This window comes from Falsiruegeria sp. JB4-1 (assembly GCF_055693495.1).
On record NZ_JBVFTZ010000001.1, the window covers coordinates 3680326 to 3695693 of the forward strand.

Consider the following 15368-nt stretch of genomic DNA (forward strand, 5'->3'; position numbering starts at 1 on the left):
CAAAGATGCTATGGGCTGCGCAGGCCATCCGATCGTGAAGACGCCAAATCTGGATGCCTTGGCGGCACGCGGCACGATGTATGACGCCGCCTATACCCCTCACCCATGTGCGTGCCCACTCGGGCGGCACTGGCCACAGGCGATTGGGTGCACAAGACAGGCAATTGGGACAGCGCCACGCCCTATACAGGGCATCCCCGCAGCTGGATGGGCCATCTGCGGGACGCGGGGCGCGAGGTGGTAAGCATTGGCAAACTGCATTTCCGCTCGGGCGAGGATGACAACGGGTTCAGCCAAGAGATACTGCCGATGCATGTGGTGGGCGGCGTAGGCTGGGCCGTGGGTCTTCTCAGGGAGAACCCGCCGCCTTATGATTCTGCCGCTGAACTGGCGGGCGATGTGGGCGTCGGCCCTTCGACCTATACCGACTATGACCGCGCCATTACTGATGCGACCGAGGCTTGGCTGGCTAACCCAGCGCGGCAGGACCAACCCTGGGCCGCCTTTGTGTCCCTGGTCAGCCCGCACTACCCCCTTACTTGTCCCGAGGAATGGGCGGCCATGTATGATCCGGCTGATATGGATCTGCCGGTAGGTTACGGCGAGGGCATCCCCGACCACCCAGAGCTGCGCAACATCAAGGCATTCTTCCACTACGACGACTATTTTGACGAGCAGAAGATGCGCGAGGCCAAGGCAGCTTATTACGGTCTGACCTCTTTCATGGATGACTGCGTGGGACGGGTCCTCAAAGCATTGGAAGAGAGCGGGCAGTTAGAGAATACCGTGGTCGTCTATGTCTCGGACCATGGCGATATGATGGGGGACCAGGGCTTCTGGACCAAACAGGTGATGTATGAGGCCAGCGCCGGCGTGCCGATGATCGCCGCCGGTCCCGGCGTGCCTGCCGGACACCGGGTGGCGACATGTACGAACCTGATCGATATCGCGGCTACGGCGCGGGATATCTGCGGCGTCAGCGGTGATGATACAAGCGCGGCTCTGCCAGGTGTCTCACTGCGCGCCATCGCTAACGCGCCGGATGATCTGGAACGGACAGGGTTCAGCGAGTACCACGACGGTGGCTCCAAGACCGGCACATTCATGGTGCGGTGGGGGCAGTGGAAGTACGTGCATTACGTGGGTCATTCCCCGCAACTCTTTGATCTGGGCAAGGACCCGCATGAGCAGGTGAACCGCGCTGTAGACGGCGTGAACGACCCTGAGGTTCAGGCGGCCCTGGTAGAAGGTGAACGGCGCCTGCGCGACATTTGCAATCCCGAAGAAGTGAATGCCCGCGCCTTTGCCGATCAGCGCCTCAAGATCGCAGAACTTGGTGGAGAAGAGGCTTGTCGCACGGCGTTTGTGTTCAACCACACTCCAACGCCGGTGGAACAAGCCGAACTGGACAGGCAAAAGGGCACGCATTGACGTAAGGTCATGAGTAAAAAACCGCCAACTTGGGCAATTTGACTGCGGTTTTGGCCCTTTGGACTATGGAATACCTTAATTGAACCCTTCGTTCCGGGGACATAGGTACGTCCGGCAGATTGCCACCCCGGTCCGATTCCCAACGACGTTCCGACGGCGGCACGGTCTTTGCACTGCAAGGATCAGTTACACCCGCCGTGGACTACAACGTCCTGCCATCACTCACGAACGGCGGGTTGGGCCGGAGCGCCGAAAGGCTGCTCCGGCCTCCTCTATTTTTGACGAGAACATCACGCTCGGAGCAGGCCGCGTTGGTTGCCAGCACTTTCGTTTGAGAGGCAAGCACTAAGCTACAGCCTGCTTTCCAGACAGCCACCAGGTCTCCACCTCACCGATGCCTTTGACGTCGACCTGCCCGCGTCGAACAAATTGGTACCCCGGTTCCAGCTCTGCCTTTACCTCTGCAGTGACTTGAATGCGGCCCGGTTCCCCGAGGCTTTCCATTCTAGAGGCTGTATTCACCGTCTCGCCCCAAACGTCGTAGAACAGCTTTCGGTTCCCGATAACGCCAGCCACGGCCGGACCTGCGTGAAGCCCGATGCGAACCTCTAGGCCTTCGGGAAACTCGCAAGACATCTCGATCACGACCCGTTGCATGTCCAGGGCCATTTCTGCCACGCGATGCACCGGGTCCCCGACCGGGGACGGCATCCCGGCGGCAACCATATAGGCGTCGCCGATGGTTTTTATCTTTTCCAGCCCATGTATTTCGGCAAGCTCATCAAAGGCGCTGAAAATCTTGTTCAGAAAGTCCACAACGTCCTCGGGCGGCAATGAAACGGCCCTGGGCGTGAAATCCACGATGTCGGCAAACAGGATCGCCACCCTGGGGAGGCTATCGGCGATTGTCCTGTCCGGTTCGAGCTTCAGGCGGGCTGCTATGTCGGCAGGCAGCAGGTTGTACAAAAGCGCCTCAGACTTGGCATGCTCTTTTGCCAACTCTGCGCGCTGGCTTTCGACTTCTTGGTAGAGGTCGCCAAGCTGCTCACTCGTGGCGTTGACATTGTGAGCCAACTCGCCGAGCTCATCCCGATTTGGAACAGAGACACGGGCGTCGAAGCCCCCTTGGCAACTGTATCCAGCGTTTGTCCGATCCGATGAACCGGCCAAACCAGAGAGGACGAGATGGCATAGCCCAGCAAGAGCGATATGCCCACGGCGACCAGTGCCCAAGTGACCACCAATTGGCGTGAGGCCTGATAGGCCACAGCCGTCGACCTGGCCTTGGCGGCCATGTCTCTTTCGATGCCTTGGACGACAGTATAAACATCGCGCTGAATGCTGCGCAGCGGTTCAAACAGTTTTTCCATGGCATAAGGGGCTGCCACCGGCTTGCCTTCTTCGCGACGCAGGCGTTGCACCTCGATGGCATGTGGCCGGAGAATAGCCAATTCAGACCGAAGGCGCGCGACAAGGTCCGCGTCCGGCATGTCAGGTTGCCCGAAGTGTCGAACGCCCTTGCCAACGAACAATTGAAGGTCGCCAACACGAGCATCAACGGGGGCGCCAAAGAATCCCCTGACCCCGAATTGTTGAGCCCATAGGGTGTGTATTGTCCGACAGTCATCGCGATAAGATCGCCGACATATGCGTGGATTTGGGTGAAATACTCGATGCGCTCCTGATCTCGGATCAGTGCCTGGGTACGGGCGTGAGACTGCTGCAAAGAGTAGAGCCCAAAAAGCGACAAGACGACAAGAAGACCGGTGATGCCCATGAATGCGATCAGCAGTTTGGAGCGGATCGATAACCCAATCGCTGCAACGCATCGGGTCAGAATATTGGGTTGTTGCGCCAACATGGGAAAACCCTAGGAGAAAATCTAGAAAACAAGGTGCGTCCAAGTATGCCCTGTTAATCCGGGTTTCGCAAAATGCGTTCATTTTCGGAGCCATGGCCCGCGCCCGAGAAATCGAAGGTTTAGTGCAAACAGCGCTGTCGCGACAGCATGTTTCGCTTTGCAATCTTGCAACGTTGGCTCCGATCGCCGCCAACCCGCTTGCACCGGCTTAGATTTCTTCGCCCTTCTTGAGCAGCTCCTCGATCAGCGCGCGTTGCAGATTGCCGCTGTCGCCGCCACCATATTGAGCTGCCCCCGGAATAGAGCGTGCCATAAGTTTTGGCGATGTTGACGGTTTGCGCGAGACCGGAAATGAACTGATCCTTCTCCAGCGGCGACAGCGGGTGGATGAAGGCAGCCCAGAGCGTTCCGTTGGCAATGGCATAACGCGCGTCGAGCGCGGTGTCGAAATTGGCCTGCATCATCCGCTGCATGTCCTCGCTCGTCAGTTCGTCCGCCCGACGGATCGGAACCATGGCGCGCATGCGGTCTGCGATTGCATCCGTCACTACAATAATCGGCACACCTGCAACTGTCAGTTCAAATCCCGGACCGCGTGGCCGTGCATCCGGATCAAGGACAAAGATGATTTTGCCAAGACGCTCATAGGTCATGCGCTCTTCGGCCTCGGACGCTTTGGGCGTGTCTTCAGTTTCCTGCGCCAAAGCCACTGTGCCAGTGGACAACATCAACAACAGTAGAACGCGACGGATCATGGCGGGCCTCCGGGGTTGGGATGCCCCGAGCCTAAGCAGGCGTGCCCGGATGAGCGATACACAGGTTGGTGATCGGTTCAGCCGACTTGTGGCAGCCTGCCCTGCACGATGGCGATTGCTGCGTCCAACGCGTCGTCGACCGACAGATCGCTGGTGTCCACCAAGACCGCGTCCTTAGCCGGGATGAGCGGTGCCTGCGCACGCTCCATGTCGCGGGCGTCGCGTTCCTTGACGTCAGCCAGAACCTGAGCGCGGCTGATGTCGGAACCTTTGCCCAAAAGTTCCAGATATCGGCGTTCAGCGCGTACTTCGGGCGTGGCGGTGACATAGATCTTCACTTCGGCCTCGGGACAAATCACAGTACCGATGTCACGCCCGTCCAGCACCGCGCCCCCGTCGCGGCGGGCAAAGCTACGTTGAAAGTCGACCAATGCGGCGCGAACTTCGGGGATGACGGCGACCTTGCTGGCGGCACTGGGCCACATGCGCGCTGCGCAGGTCTTCATGGGTCAGGTCCTCGGGCGTCAGTTCCAGCGCGGCGGCCTCGGCCCCCACACCATCCAATGTGCGACGACCAACGGCACGATAGAGCAGCCCGGTGTCCAAATGTGCAAAGCCGAAATGGGCAGATACACCTTTGGAGATCGTACCTTTGCCGAGCTGCTGCCGGTCCGTCGATGGCGATGGTGAAACGCATGGGAGCTCCGCAAATATGGTTCAGCTCACCTTATTTGATCTGGGCACACCTTTGGCAATCCCCGGCACAAAGATTTCCATACCGGGGACAGCGCTTAGTTGCCTGTCAGAGCCTCATAAACCGCGTTACGCAAAACCGGGCGGTAGTATTCGCGTTGATCCGGGTTCTGGATCATGAAGACAACAGCCATGTCCTGTGCCGGGTCGATCCAGAAATAGGTTCCGGCAAAGCCACCCCACCACATATCCCCGATCGAGCCCTTGCCGGTGCCTGCCTCAGACTGGCGAATGGCAAAACCCAGACCAAAGGTGTTTTCGTCCCCTAGCAGGTCGTAGTTACCGGGACGCACACCTTGCAGATGATCCATGCCCATGTCTGCAACGGTTTCGGGCTTCAGGATACGAACACCGCCCAGCTCTCCGCCGTTCAGTAGCATCCCGACGAATTGCAGATAATCCGGCGTAGTGGACATCAGTCCGCTGCCGCCCGACTGATAGGCAGGTTCGATCATGGGATCGAACATGAACCCGTGGACGCCCGGCAAGGCGACACGATCGACCTTGTCCTGCGAAACAAAAAAGGCAGTGTCTTTCATGTCCAGGGGATCGAGGATCTCGGCCTTCAAGAACTGGTCGAGGCGCTGGCCCGAGACAACTTCAACCACATGGCCCAGAACGTCGGTTGATCGGCCATATTCCCAGGCCGCGCCAGGTTCATGTTCCAGGGGCAACGAGGCAATCAGACGGGCGTGATCGCCCGTGCTGACGGTCGTATCCAACAGATTGTGTTTCTTGTATTCATCGCGGGCAAAAGTATCGCCAAAGAAGCCATAGACGATGCCGGACGTATGACGCAGCAAGTCGCGCACAGTGATTTCGCGCTCGGGCTCATACAGGCCGCTGGCTTCGATCAGCTTGGTGTCGGCATATTCGGGGATATACTGGCTGAGCGGCGCGTCAAGCTCCAGCTGCCCGCGCTCGACCAGCATCATGGCCGCGACCGAAACGATGGGTTTGGTCATCGAAAAAATGCGAAAAATATCATCAATCTCTTGCGCCACTCCATCCGCCGCACGCAAACCCGCCGCGTGATGCAGTGCCAGCCTATCGTTGCGCAGGATCGAAACGGTCCCGCCCAGAATGCGCCCCTCGGCCACGTCATTGTCCAGCATCTGCGCGATAGCGGCCACCTTGCCCGGATCAAAACCAATCTCGGCCGGATCGACCAGATCAAAGGCGGCGCCCCATGTGGGCAAAAGTGCAAACCCGGTCACGGTCAAAGCTTGGAAAATGGATTTTTTGAACATCTATCTCTCCCTGATTGCGCCTGTCCAAAACGGCGCCATCAAAGTGTAGCATGAAAATTGAGTTACCGTTCACTTATTTCCCCGTAGATCACCCAATTGCGGGACTTATATGGAGCCTGTAAAAGAACGTACACTCACTCATACACAAGAGACGAACATGGATATCTGGTTTTACGTCGGCATCGGCCTAATCCTTTGGGCGATCAAGGATCTGTTCATGGGCTACACATACCTGTGGGCCCCCATCGCAAGCGATGAGGATCCGTGGACCTATTGGACCGTCCTGCTAGTGTGGTTCGCCCTCGGCATTGGCACCGTGGTTTGGTCGCTCGGCTACATCTAAGCGACAGCGCGGGGATTAACCCCGTGCGACGTTTGCCCCAAGACCGGCCATCAGCGGCTCGAAGATCGGGAACGAGGTGGCAATCGGGCCACCGTCATCAACCGAGACCGGTGCCTGCGCGCCCATACCCATCACCATGAACGACATGGCGATGCGGTGATCCAGAAAGCTCTCGCAGGTGCCGCCGCCGGGCACGTTGCCGATGCCCAGACCTGTGACCGCCCACCAATCCTCACCTTCGTCCACGGTGACACCATTGGCGCGCAGCCCACGGGCCATCGCATCAATCCGGTCACTTTCCTTGACGCGCAGCTCTTTAACGCCCGCCATCATTGTGGTGCCAGTGGCATTGGCGGCAACAACAGACAGCACCGGGTATTCATCGATCATAGATGCCGCACGTTCGGGTGGGACCTCGATCCCTTGCATGTTAGGTGAATAGCGCGCACGTAGGTCCGCGACCGGCTCGCCGCCTTCTTCACGCTCATTTTCATAGGTCAGATCGGCGCCCATCTCACGCAGCGTAGTAAAAAGCCCTGCGCGCGTTGGGTTCAGCCCGATCCCCGGCACCAGCACATCCGATCCCGGCGTCAGCAGCGCGGCACAAACCGGGAAGGCTGCCGAAGAGGGATCACGCGGCACCGCAATCACCTGCGGTTTCAGCTCAGGCCGCCCGGTCAGGGTGATCACCCGGCCCTCGTCGGTGTCCTCGACCGTGATTTCAGCACCAAATCCCGCCAGCATCCGTTCGGAGTGGTCGCGAGTGGCTTCTTTCTCGATTACTACGGTCTGGCCCGGCGCATTCAGCCCTGCCAGCAACACGGCGGATTTCACCTGTGCCGAGGGAACCGGCACCTCATAGCGGACCGGCACCGGATCAGCGGCCCCCACAATGGTCATGGGCAGGCGCCCGCCTTTGCGACCAACAGTCTGGGTCCCAAAGAGCGCCAGCGGATCCGTCACCCGTGCCATGGGGCGGCCGTTCAAGCTGGCATCGCCAGTAAAGGTCGCGGTGATCGGAGAAGACGCCATCGCCCCCATAATCAAACGCACCCCGGTGCCAGAATTGCCGCAGTCGATCACGTTTTCAGGCTCGGCAAACCCGCCAACACCCACACCATGCACCGACCAGCTGCCATCGTCATGTTTGGTCACCTCGGCCCCGAATGCGCGCATGGCCTTGGCCGTATCCAGCACGTCCTCGCCCTCCAGCAGGCCGGTAATCCGGGTTTCCCCAACAGCCATCGCACCCAGGATCAGCGAGCGATGCGAGATTGACTTGTCGCCAGGCACCTCGGCCACACCGCTCAGCGGACCACAGGGGGTCGAGGTCATCGGGATGGGCGTACCGTGTCCGGACATGTGGTGGTTCCTTTTGCGCTATCAGTCCCAAACCGATTACCCAATTGCCCCATCAGCGTCCAGCAGCAAAGGTGACTGCAAGACAATCAGACACCTTTGATCTAACCAGTAAGGCCTTGCCCGATGGGTAAATGGTCCGAAACTGGCAGAACGCAGATAAAAACAGTGTCAGGATCGAGCCCAATCCAATCGCCATTCTCGCTGAGTTTGGCTCAGCCTCGTGCAGCAGCCATACGTCCTAAATTGGAATTGGCTTGATCACTCAATACCCATTCCAACATCGAACGATACGGGCTGTGCGCCAGCGTTGACGACTTCCACGACATGGTCGCCGGACTGCCATAACTGTCCTCGATACGGTGTGTCAGAGGAAATCAGATCGAGCAACAGAGAGCCGTCCGGATTAAATATCTTGTAGTCGAGAGCTCCGCCATGCGAACCGACATCGACATTCAGAAATTGTCCATCGTTCGCGCCCAAAACATAACGCACAGATGTACCGGGTTGGAGGGTTCCGCTCATTACGGTACCGCTGGTGCCCGCGTCAAATCTGACCGTCTGTTCACCGGATACTGTTTGCGAGGCGACACCTGCACCCGCCGATGCGCCTACCCCGTCATTCGCTACATCGCCGTCGCCATTGACGGGACGCAGATCTGCGACCTCAGGTCCGGACCAAACGATGCATTCGTATTCGACACCGTTACCATCGCGGAGACGTACCATGATTGCTGCTTCACTAAATTCCTGCCCTAAAACTTCCCCACCAACGTTGCCGTAGCGGGACATCAGTTCATCGATACAGGCATTCGCTTCGTCCGATATATCGGCCAGCGCCGAAACGGGAAACAAAAGTAGGGGAAGCATTTTCTTTAGCATAGTAAGGCTCCAATCATCGAAGGGTATGAATTGCTCGGCGTGACGTAATGCAAAAGGCTGGTGTCTCAACCAAGTATTGCTTGAACTGATTTTCAGTCAAGGAAGGCTGCGCCCGCGCAGTCGGCTCTGCCCGGAAACTCCTGAGAGCTCAGTCATACGTAAGTGACACCGCTTTAGTCTGAAGCAATGGTGTAATTCATGATGTAGAAGCTCGCTAAGCACAAAATCCGTGTTGAAGCCTGCATTTCGTATGCCTTCTCACAAACACTATGAAGAACATAGCAATTGGTGTCGGTACTATGAATCGCCCAACCAGCGCGACGGGTTCTCTTCGGCGATCTGGCGGAACACTTCCTCTCCCAGAGCATTGCGCAGACGGAAACACACCGCCTTCTCGGATAGTTTCTCTTGACGGGTCATGTAGAAATCGGACCCGAAGAGGACTCTGCTGCGCAGCCGCTCATGCTCCGGCTCATCCCCCAACAAGAAAAGGCGCAGGAACGGCACGTAGTCCTCGAAATGAAACAGCGTGTAGGAAATGTCGGTCCACAGCCCCGGATAATCGCCACTGCAGATCATCTCGCGGATGCGGACTTGCCAGTTGTTGCGGTATTCATCGGCAAAGGGGTTGCGTTGGTCGGGGTTCACATAGGCCGCCCAATCCCGTTGCCCGCCAAAATGCGCCAAGCAGATGCGCAGTTTCGGGTGCGCTTTCATGATCGGGATATAGGCATCGGGTTCTGTGTAGCGGTCGGCCCAATGGTCGGACAACTCGCGACCCTGCACCCCGCCGCGCGAGCAATGGGTCATGAGCGGTAGTCCCAGTTCCTCCATCCTTGGGTAGAGGTGCTTCATCAGTCTCGGGTCATTTGGGGCAAAACCCAAGCGAGGATAAATCTTGACCCCGCGAAACCGCAGTTGGTCGATGGCCCGCCAAACTTCGGTGGCTTGCGGATCGGCGCGCGGGTCGAGCGTGGCAAAGGGGATAACAGAAGAGCCCACCTCTGGGTCATGGGTCAGCTCGGCCAGTTCGTCATGCTGTGCCGTCAACGGCACCTCGGGCGCGCCATAGCCAAACGCCGAAAGCTCCATGGGCAGTACAACAAAACGGGTGTTCGACGGATAGTGCTGACGTACATTGTCCAGGATGGCACGCTGGCTGCCAGCTTGGGTTTCCTGCTGGAACCGGTAGAGACGGCTGAGCTTTTCAGCAATTGGGTGCTGACCGATCAGGGACATACCAAATTCCAGCCCCTGATCAGCCAAGGCATGTCCTTGAAAGGTTTGAGTGCCCAATATGGGTAGTCTTCGGGTACGTGATCAGCGTGGAACAGATGCACGTGGCAGTTCGTGATGCGAAGGTCGGACATGGCAAAATTCCAAAAATAGAATGAATGCCTTCAGTCTACCACTCCTCTCAGCCCTGTCGACGGAAAGTCAGATAATGTGGCACCCTGCCCTCGCGCAGCGCCTTTTGCTCGTAACGAGTGGATATCCAATCCTCCCACGACACGCGCCAATCGTCAGGGCGTTCGGCCAACCAGTCAAAGCCCGCCTTTGGCACCTCTTCCAAGGTCTGGCGGACATAGTCGGGGATGTCAGTGGCAACCCGTAGGATCGCGCCGGGTTTCAGCACCCGCGCCAGCGGCTCCAGGTGCTCTTGCGTTACAAAACGACGGCGGTGGTGACGGGTCTTGGGCCAGGGGTCGGGGTAGAGCAGGAATGCTTTTGAGATGCTTTGATCGGGCAGCACGTCAAACAGATCGCGTGCGTCACCGGGATGCACGGCGAGATTTTCGACGCCGGCCTTGCGGATCTTGCCCAAGAGCATGGCAACGCCGTTGATATAGGGCTCGGCCCCGATGATGCCCACGTCGGGGTTACTGGCGGCCTGATGCACCAGATGCTCACCTCCGCCAAAGCCGATTTCCAGCCAGACGGGTTTGCCGCCAAAGAGTCCGTCAAGGTCGAGGTTCTGCCGCGTGGGGTTTTCATCCCAGCTGACAGCGCCCGGCGCTAGGGCGGCCAGGTCCTCATCCAGATAGGTCTTTTGACTTTGCTTCAGGCTCTTGCCTTTGAAGCGGCCATAAAAGTTCCGGCGGGGGCGTTTGGGGTGATCGGTGCTCATGCTCCGGCCCATACTGGCTTGGGCCGAGCGTTGCAAGATGGGGTGTAGGGTCAGATCTGTTGCAGGAATTGGCGCACCTCGGCCCGCGAGCGCAGAATATGGGTATTACGCGCATCCGACCAGCGATCGACAAAGGCCAAGGCTCGCAAACGGCCGTTGGTTTGATAGTTCCAAGAAAAGGACAGGAATTCACGATCAAAGCGCTCGGGACAATTGGGGCCCATGTCAGGGCGGGTCCGCCCATAGTGACGCGCCGACCGCCACAGGATACGCCAGGTCCGCAAGGCGCGCGGCATGTCCAGAAAGACGATCGTGTCTGCCCGCTCGGCGCGATAATCCATACTGCGCGAATGGTTGCCGTCAAAAACCCAGGCCGACGCGTCAGCAGCAGCCTTGGCCATTTGCATCACGGTTGCTTTGTCCCGCTCGATCCAATCGCCCTGCCAATAGATCGGGTCCATGTGGACGACAGGCAGGGACAAACGGGCCCCAAGAGCACGCGCCAAAGTGGATTTGCCAGACCCTGGGCCGCCGATGATCATTATCCGTCGCATCGTTACCCAACCCTCACACAAACGAGCTGTCCGATCTACCAATCTGGAAAGGGAACCGAAACCCAAATATTCGTAGCGCTCCCGCACCCGAGCGATCCTGGCGGCGCCAGCCCCGCTAGCGGCCTTGGGCCGGGCGCCTCGCCTGCGGCTCGGCGCGGTCGCACCAAAGGCGACTGCTTCGCCAAAAGCGCCAACCGCCGAGCGTAGCGAGGCTGGGCCCAACGGGAGGAGGGCATCTTTGATGCACGTACGACGGGCGGGAGCACACCCCAGCCATGAGTCTCAAGACCGCCCACGAAAAAGAGCGACCCGATTGGACCGCTCTTTTAGAAACCTCAAAGCTTGGCCTCAGACTGCGCCTTTCAGCGCCTCTACCAGATCCGTGCGTTCCCAGCTGAAGCCGCCGTCATCCGACGGTGTGCGGCCAAAGTGGCCATAGGCCGCTGTGCGCTGATAGATCGGTTTGTTCAGACCCAGGTGCGAGCGGATGCCGCGTGGGGTCAAGTCCATAACCTGGTCAATCGCCTTTTCGATCGCTGCGGGTGCAACCTCACCCGTGCCGTGGGTGTCGGCGTAGATCGACAGCGGCTTGCTGACGCCGATGGCATAGCTCAGCTGGATAGTGCATTTTTCCGCCATGCCAGCAGCCACAACGTTCTTGGCCAGGTAACGCGCGGCGTAAGCCGCCGAGCGATCCACCTTGGTCGGATCTTTCCCCGAGAACGCGCCGCCACCGTGCGGGGCAGCGCCGCCGTAGGTATCGACGATGATCTTGCGCCCGGTCAGGCCTGCGTCGCCATCAGGGCCGCCGATCACGAATTTGCCGGTCGGGTTCACATGCCATTCGGTTGCTGCGGTCAACCAGCCTTCCGGCAGGGTTTCGCGGATGTAGGGCTCAACAATGGCGCGGATGTCGTCGCTGGTCAGCGCCTCGTCCAGGTGCTGGGTCGACAGCACGACCGAGCTGACACCGACGGGCTTGCCGTCTTCATAGATCACCGACAGCTGCGATTTGGCGTCAGGACCAAGCGCGGGCTCGGTGCCGTTCTTGCGCACTTCGGCCAGACGACGCAGGATCGCGTGGCTGTACTGGATCGGGGCAGGCATGAGTGCCTCGGTCTCGGTCGTCGCGTAACCGAACATGATACCCTGGTCGCCAGCGCCCTCGTCCTTGTTGTCCGCCGCGTCCACACCTTGGGCGATATGCGCAGATTGCTCATGCAACAGGTTGGTGATCTCGACTGTCTCGTGGTGGAACTTGTCCTGCTCATAGCCGATGTCTTTGATGCAGGCGCGGGCGATGTCTTCGATACGGCCCATGTAATCGCGCAACTTATCCTGATCTGAGAGGCCAACCTCGCCGCCAATAACAACGCGATTGGTGGTAGCAAAGGTTTCAGCGGCAACGCGCGCCTCGGGTTCTTCGCTCAGAAATGCGTCAAGAACGGCGTCTGAAATCCGGTCGCAGACTTTATCTGGGTGACCCTCGGACACGGATTCCGAAGTAAAAGTGTAGTTTTTCCGGGACATCAATAGTGCTCCATTAAGGTTCTACAGCCACGCCAGGAAGCCGTTGTGGCAGTTTCTCGAGGGATACGCGGCACCAAAGGGGTGGTCAACGCCTAAATGTCAGATGCGTCGCGGCGTGTGAAAACGACCACGCCAAGAACGATGGCAATCAGCAGCAACAATGGAGGCGCATCACCGAATCTAGAATATGCTGTCGGTTTCAACGCTGTGGTCAGAGGAGCATCAAGATATCCCGCCTGTCCAAGCGGCAAACTATCCGTGACCACCCCAAGCGGATCAATCATTGCTGAAATGCCCGTGTTTGCTGCGCGGACCATTGGCAGGCCCTGCTCGATCGCGCGCATGCGGGCTTGAGCCAGATGCTGATATGGACCGGAATGGGCTCCGAACCAGGCGTCGTTCGTAACCTGCAACAGAAATTCTGGGCGCTCAGCGACCCCATTAATATCTTGTGGAAAGACTGCCTCGTAGCAGATCAAAGGCAATGCACGCCCAAGTTGCCCCATGAGAACGGTTTCCGGACCAGGACCGGCGCTAAACCCCTGTCCGCTGTTGGCTGCAAACCCATGAACACCAAAACGAGACATCAGGTTCCCGAACGGGACGTATTCACCAAACGGCACAAGGTGGTGCTTGTCATAGATACCAGCGATTTGGCCTTGCCCATCCAGATAGACCATCGAGTTATAGATCCGCGCGCCCTCTGACCGGCGAATACCCAAGGCCAATGGTACCCCGCGTGCTTCACGCGATATCCGTGACAGCGCCGGTTGGGCGTTTTCAAGCCAGACAGGAACCGCTGTTTCAGGCCAGACAATCAGATCCGGGTCAGGTTGTCCGAAATTCGGAAGGGCAGCCGTAAATTCAAGCTGCCTTTCAAAGAATTTAGGGACATGGGCGGGATCCCATTTCTGATGTTGCGGGGCATTGGGCTGGATCAGCCGGATGACATGCCCGCTCGGCTCAACATTCGGCGCCGAGGTTTGCGCGGCCCAGGTAGCAGCGGCAAAGAAGGACCCGGGAAGAAGCGCGAAAATGTGTGACGCCCCCGGCGAAAGAAGCAATGTTCCCAGCCCAAAGGACGTCACCAATGTCAGGATTGCCAGGCCATGAGGTCCAACCCAAGCCAGAAGCAGTGACGCAGGCGCGTCAAGCCATACCTGCGCCAATGCCGCCCAGGGAAATCCCGTCAGCACATAAGCCCGGGCATACTCGGCGAGCGACAGGCCGCAGGTCAGCAAAATGACCCGCGCAATTGGCCCCCGGATCGGCGCGTGAAACAGCGCAACTCCCGCGCCCCAAAACAATGCCAGCCCCGCCGCCAAAAAAAGCAGGGCAAAGGGTGCCATCCACGCGTGACGCTCTGGGTCAACCATGAAGGGTTCTACAATCCACATCAGGCTATGCGTGAAATAACCGACACCCAACGCCCAACCAAGGCCGAACGCCTGAGTGCGAGTCTGAACCCGCGCCAGCAGATAGGGCACACCCGCAAGGGCAACCAGTGTTGCCCACCAATATCCGAAAGGGGCCAACCCAAAAGCGGCAACGCCCCCGACCGCAATAGCACAGGCCATTCGCAGCCAGAACCGCACCAGCACCTGCTGCGTCACTCGATGAGATCGGGCAACATGACCCGAAGCCGCTTGATCCGCCGGGGATCGGCGTCGATGACTTCGAATTCGGGCCCGTCAGGATGACACACGACTTCTCCTCTGGCAGGCACCCGACCAGAAAGCATGAAGACCAGTCCGCCCAATGTGTCGATTTCTTCCTCGTCAACATCTTCATGACTGGTCAAAGAACGACCTATCTCGGTCTCGAACTCGTCAAGCGGTGTGCGCGCTTGCGCAATGTAGCAACCTGGCTTGTCCTTGATCCAAGTCTGATCCTCGTCTGTGTCGTGTTCGTCCTCGATCTCACCGACGACCTGTTCGATCAAGTCCTCGATGGTCAACAATCCGTCGACCCCACCATATTCATCGATGACAAGTGCCATGTGACAGCGTTCTGTCTGCATCTTGGTCAACAAAACACCAATCTGCATCGAGGGCGGCACGAATAGCAGGGGACGCAGCATCCCTTGGAGGTCGAATTTCGTCGAGTTGCCGTTGAAACCGTGGATCAGTGCAAAATCCTTGAGATGTGCAAAACCCAATGGCGTATCCAGCGTTCCCTCGTAGACTGGGATCCGGGTCAAACCGCTTTCCCGGAACACCTGAACCAGTTCCTCCCGGGTGATTGAACTTGGAACCGACACGATTTCAGCGGTTGGTATCGCGACGTCCTGAACGCGCATTCGCCTCAGGTTGATCATGCCGTGGGGTTGGGCCGCTACAATGGCTTGGCCGTTTTGCTCGGTCTCATCCAGCTCCTCGGCTGGGGAAAACGCATCCATAATGCGTGAAAAAACCCGCTCCGGTCGTCGGTGGTGGTATCTAATTCGTTCTGTGGCTGCGCGCGATGCGCTGCGTTAGAACTGCCGTCTGTATCGCCCATTTTTCCTGTTCCAAAACCAAGGC

The 15368-nt window shown here is 58.5% G+C and carries 13 protein-coding genes, 2 pseudogenes and 1 riboswitch; of the genes and pseudogenes, 2 read left to right on the forward strand and 13 right to left on the reverse strand.

Translation table 11 applies throughout. The features are described 5' to 3' along the window. Positions 1–10: 10 nt before the first annotated feature. Positions 11–1431 (forward strand): annotated as a pseudogene (locus ACZ1HE_RS18730) (sulfatase-like hydrolase/transferase). Between the two features lie 345 nt (positions 1432–1776). Here the strand turns inward: ACZ1HE_RS18730 and ACZ1HE_RS18735 are convergent. From ACZ1HE_RS18735 to ACZ1HE_RS18755, 5 genes and pseudogenes are all read right to left on the reverse strand, one after another. Then, positions 1777–2397, reverse strand: coding sequence for an adenylate/guanylate cyclase domain-containing protein (locus tag ACZ1HE_RS18735; protein ID WP_472623262.1), 621 nt, complete (start codon positions 2395–2397; stop codon positions 1777–1779). Continuing rightward, a complete protein-coding gene (locus tag ACZ1HE_RS18740; protein ID WP_472623264.1) occupies positions 2370–2921 on the reverse strand; it encodes a hypothetical protein in 552 nt (183 codons plus the stop codon). Before ACZ1HE_RS18740 ends, ACZ1HE_RS18735 begins: the two co-directional genes overlap by 28 nt. Positions 2922–3411: 490 nt before the next feature. Next, positions 3412–4047, reverse strand: a complete 636-nt coding sequence (locus ACZ1HE_RS18745) for a hypothetical protein (RefSeq protein WP_472623266.1) — start codon at positions 4045–4047, stop codon at positions 3412–3414. Positions 4048–4124: 77 nt separating this feature from the next. Further along, positions 4125–4744 (reverse strand): annotated as a pseudogene (locus ACZ1HE_RS18750) ((d)CMP kinase). Between the two features lie 94 nt (positions 4745–4838). Further along, positions 4839–6050: a serine hydrolase domain-containing protein gene (locus ACZ1HE_RS18755; protein ID WP_472623268.1), complete on the reverse strand. Its 1212-nt coding sequence runs from the start codon at positions 6048–6050 to the stop codon at positions 4839–4841. A gap of 157 nt (positions 6051–6207) precedes the next feature. On the opposite strand from ACZ1HE_RS18755, the gene ACZ1HE_RS18760 reads away from it, so the two are divergent. Beyond that, complete coding sequence (locus ACZ1HE_RS18760; protein WP_472623270.1) at positions 6208–6393, forward strand: hypothetical protein; 186 nt, start codon at positions 6208–6210, stop codon at positions 6391–6393. Between the two features lie 15 nt (positions 6394–6408). On the opposite strand, the gene aroA is transcribed toward ACZ1HE_RS18760, so the two are convergent. From aroA to ACZ1HE_RS18800, 8 genes are all read right to left on the reverse strand, one after another. Next, the gene (gene aroA / locus ACZ1HE_RS18765; RefSeq protein WP_472623272.1) at positions 6409–7755 is read right to left on the reverse strand and encodes a 3-phosphoshikimate 1-carboxyvinyltransferase; all 1347 of its coding nucleotides are present in this window, start codon (positions 7753–7755) and stop codon (positions 6409–6411) included. A 258-nt stretch (positions 7756–8013) separates the two neighbouring features. Beyond that, positions 8014–8634, reverse strand: a complete 621-nt coding sequence (locus ACZ1HE_RS18770) for a hypothetical protein (RefSeq protein ID WP_472623274.1) — start codon at positions 8632–8634, stop codon at positions 8014–8016. A 297-nt stretch (positions 8635–8931) separates the two neighbouring features. Beyond that, positions 8932–9900 (reverse strand): amidohydrolase family protein, encoded by a 969-nt coding sequence (locus ACZ1HE_RS18775; RefSeq protein WP_472623276.1) that lies wholly within the window; start codon positions 9898–9900, stop codon positions 8932–8934. A 151-nt stretch (positions 9901–10051) separates the two neighbouring features. Then, entirely contained in the window at positions 10052–10762 is a 711-nt protein-coding gene (trmB, locus tag ACZ1HE_RS18780) for a tRNA (guanosine(46)-N7)-methyltransferase TrmB (RefSeq protein ID WP_472623278.1), read from the reverse strand. A 50-nt stretch (positions 10763–10812) separates the two neighbouring features. Beyond that, positions 10813–11316, reverse strand: coding sequence for an AAA family ATPase (locus ACZ1HE_RS18785; protein ID WP_472623280.1), 504 nt, complete (start codon positions 11314–11316; stop codon positions 10813–10815). Between the two features lie 348 nt (positions 11317–11664). Beyond that, positions 11665–12846: a methionine adenosyltransferase gene (metK, locus tag ACZ1HE_RS18790; RefSeq protein ID WP_472623282.1), complete on the reverse strand. Its 1182-nt coding sequence runs from the start codon at positions 12844–12846 to the stop codon at positions 11665–11667. A 6-nt stretch (positions 12847–12852) separates the two neighbouring features. Next, positions 12853–12901, reverse strand: a riboswitch (SAM-SAH riboswitch). Positions 12902–12938: 37 nt separating this feature from the next. Continuing rightward, positions 12939–14459 carry an apolipoprotein N-acyltransferase gene (lnt, locus tag ACZ1HE_RS18795; RefSeq protein ID WP_472623284.1) on the reverse strand — a complete coding sequence of 507 codons (1521 nt, stop codon included), beginning with the start codon at positions 14457–14459 and terminating at the stop codon, positions 12939–12941. Further along, complete coding sequence (locus tag ACZ1HE_RS18800) at positions 14456–15244, reverse strand: transporter associated domain-containing protein (RefSeq protein WP_472623286.1); 789 nt, start codon at positions 15242–15244, stop codon at positions 14456–14458. The genes lnt and ACZ1HE_RS18800 overlap by 4 nt, the downstream gene beginning before the upstream one ends. Positions 15245–15368 lie beyond the last annotated feature (124 nt).

Coding starts and splice junctions, on each gene's coding strand:
- trmB (WP_472623278.1), bottom strand. CDS start 10,762: ATGAGCACCGATCACCCCAAACGCCCCCGCCGGAACTTTTATGGCCGC.
- aroA (WP_472623272.1), bottom strand. CDS start 7,755: ATGTCCGGACACGGTACGCCCATCCCGATGACCTCGACCCCCTGTGGT.
- ACZ1HE_RS18800 (WP_472623286.1), bottom strand. CDS start 15,244: ATGGATGCGTTTTCCCCAGCCGAGGAGCTGGATGAGACCGAGCAAAAC.
- ACZ1HE_RS18770 (WP_472623274.1), bottom strand. CDS start 8,634: ATGCTAAAGAAAATGCTTCCCCTACTTTTGTTTCCCGTTTCGGCGCTG.
- ACZ1HE_RS18760 (WP_472623270.1), top strand. CDS start 6,208: ATGGATATCTGGTTTTACGTCGGCATCGGCCTAATCCTTTGGGCGATC.
- ACZ1HE_RS18755 (WP_472623268.1), bottom strand. CDS start 6,050: ATGTTCAAAAAATCCATTTTCCAAGCTTTGACCGTGACCGGGTTTGCA.
- ACZ1HE_RS18740 (WP_472623264.1), bottom strand. CDS start 2,921: ATGCCGGACGCGGACCTTGTCGCGCGCCTTCGGTCTGAATTGGCTATT.
- ACZ1HE_RS18785 (WP_472623280.1), bottom strand. CDS start 11,316: ATGCGACGGATAATGATCATCGGCGGCCCAGGGTCTGGCAAATCCACT.
- metK (WP_472623282.1), bottom strand. CDS start 12,846: ATGTCCCGGAAAAACTACACTTTTACTTCGGAATCCGTGTCCGAGGGT.
- ACZ1HE_RS18745 (WP_472623266.1), bottom strand. CDS start 4,047: ATGATCCGTCGCGTTCTACTGTTGTTGATGTTGTCCACTGGCACAGTG.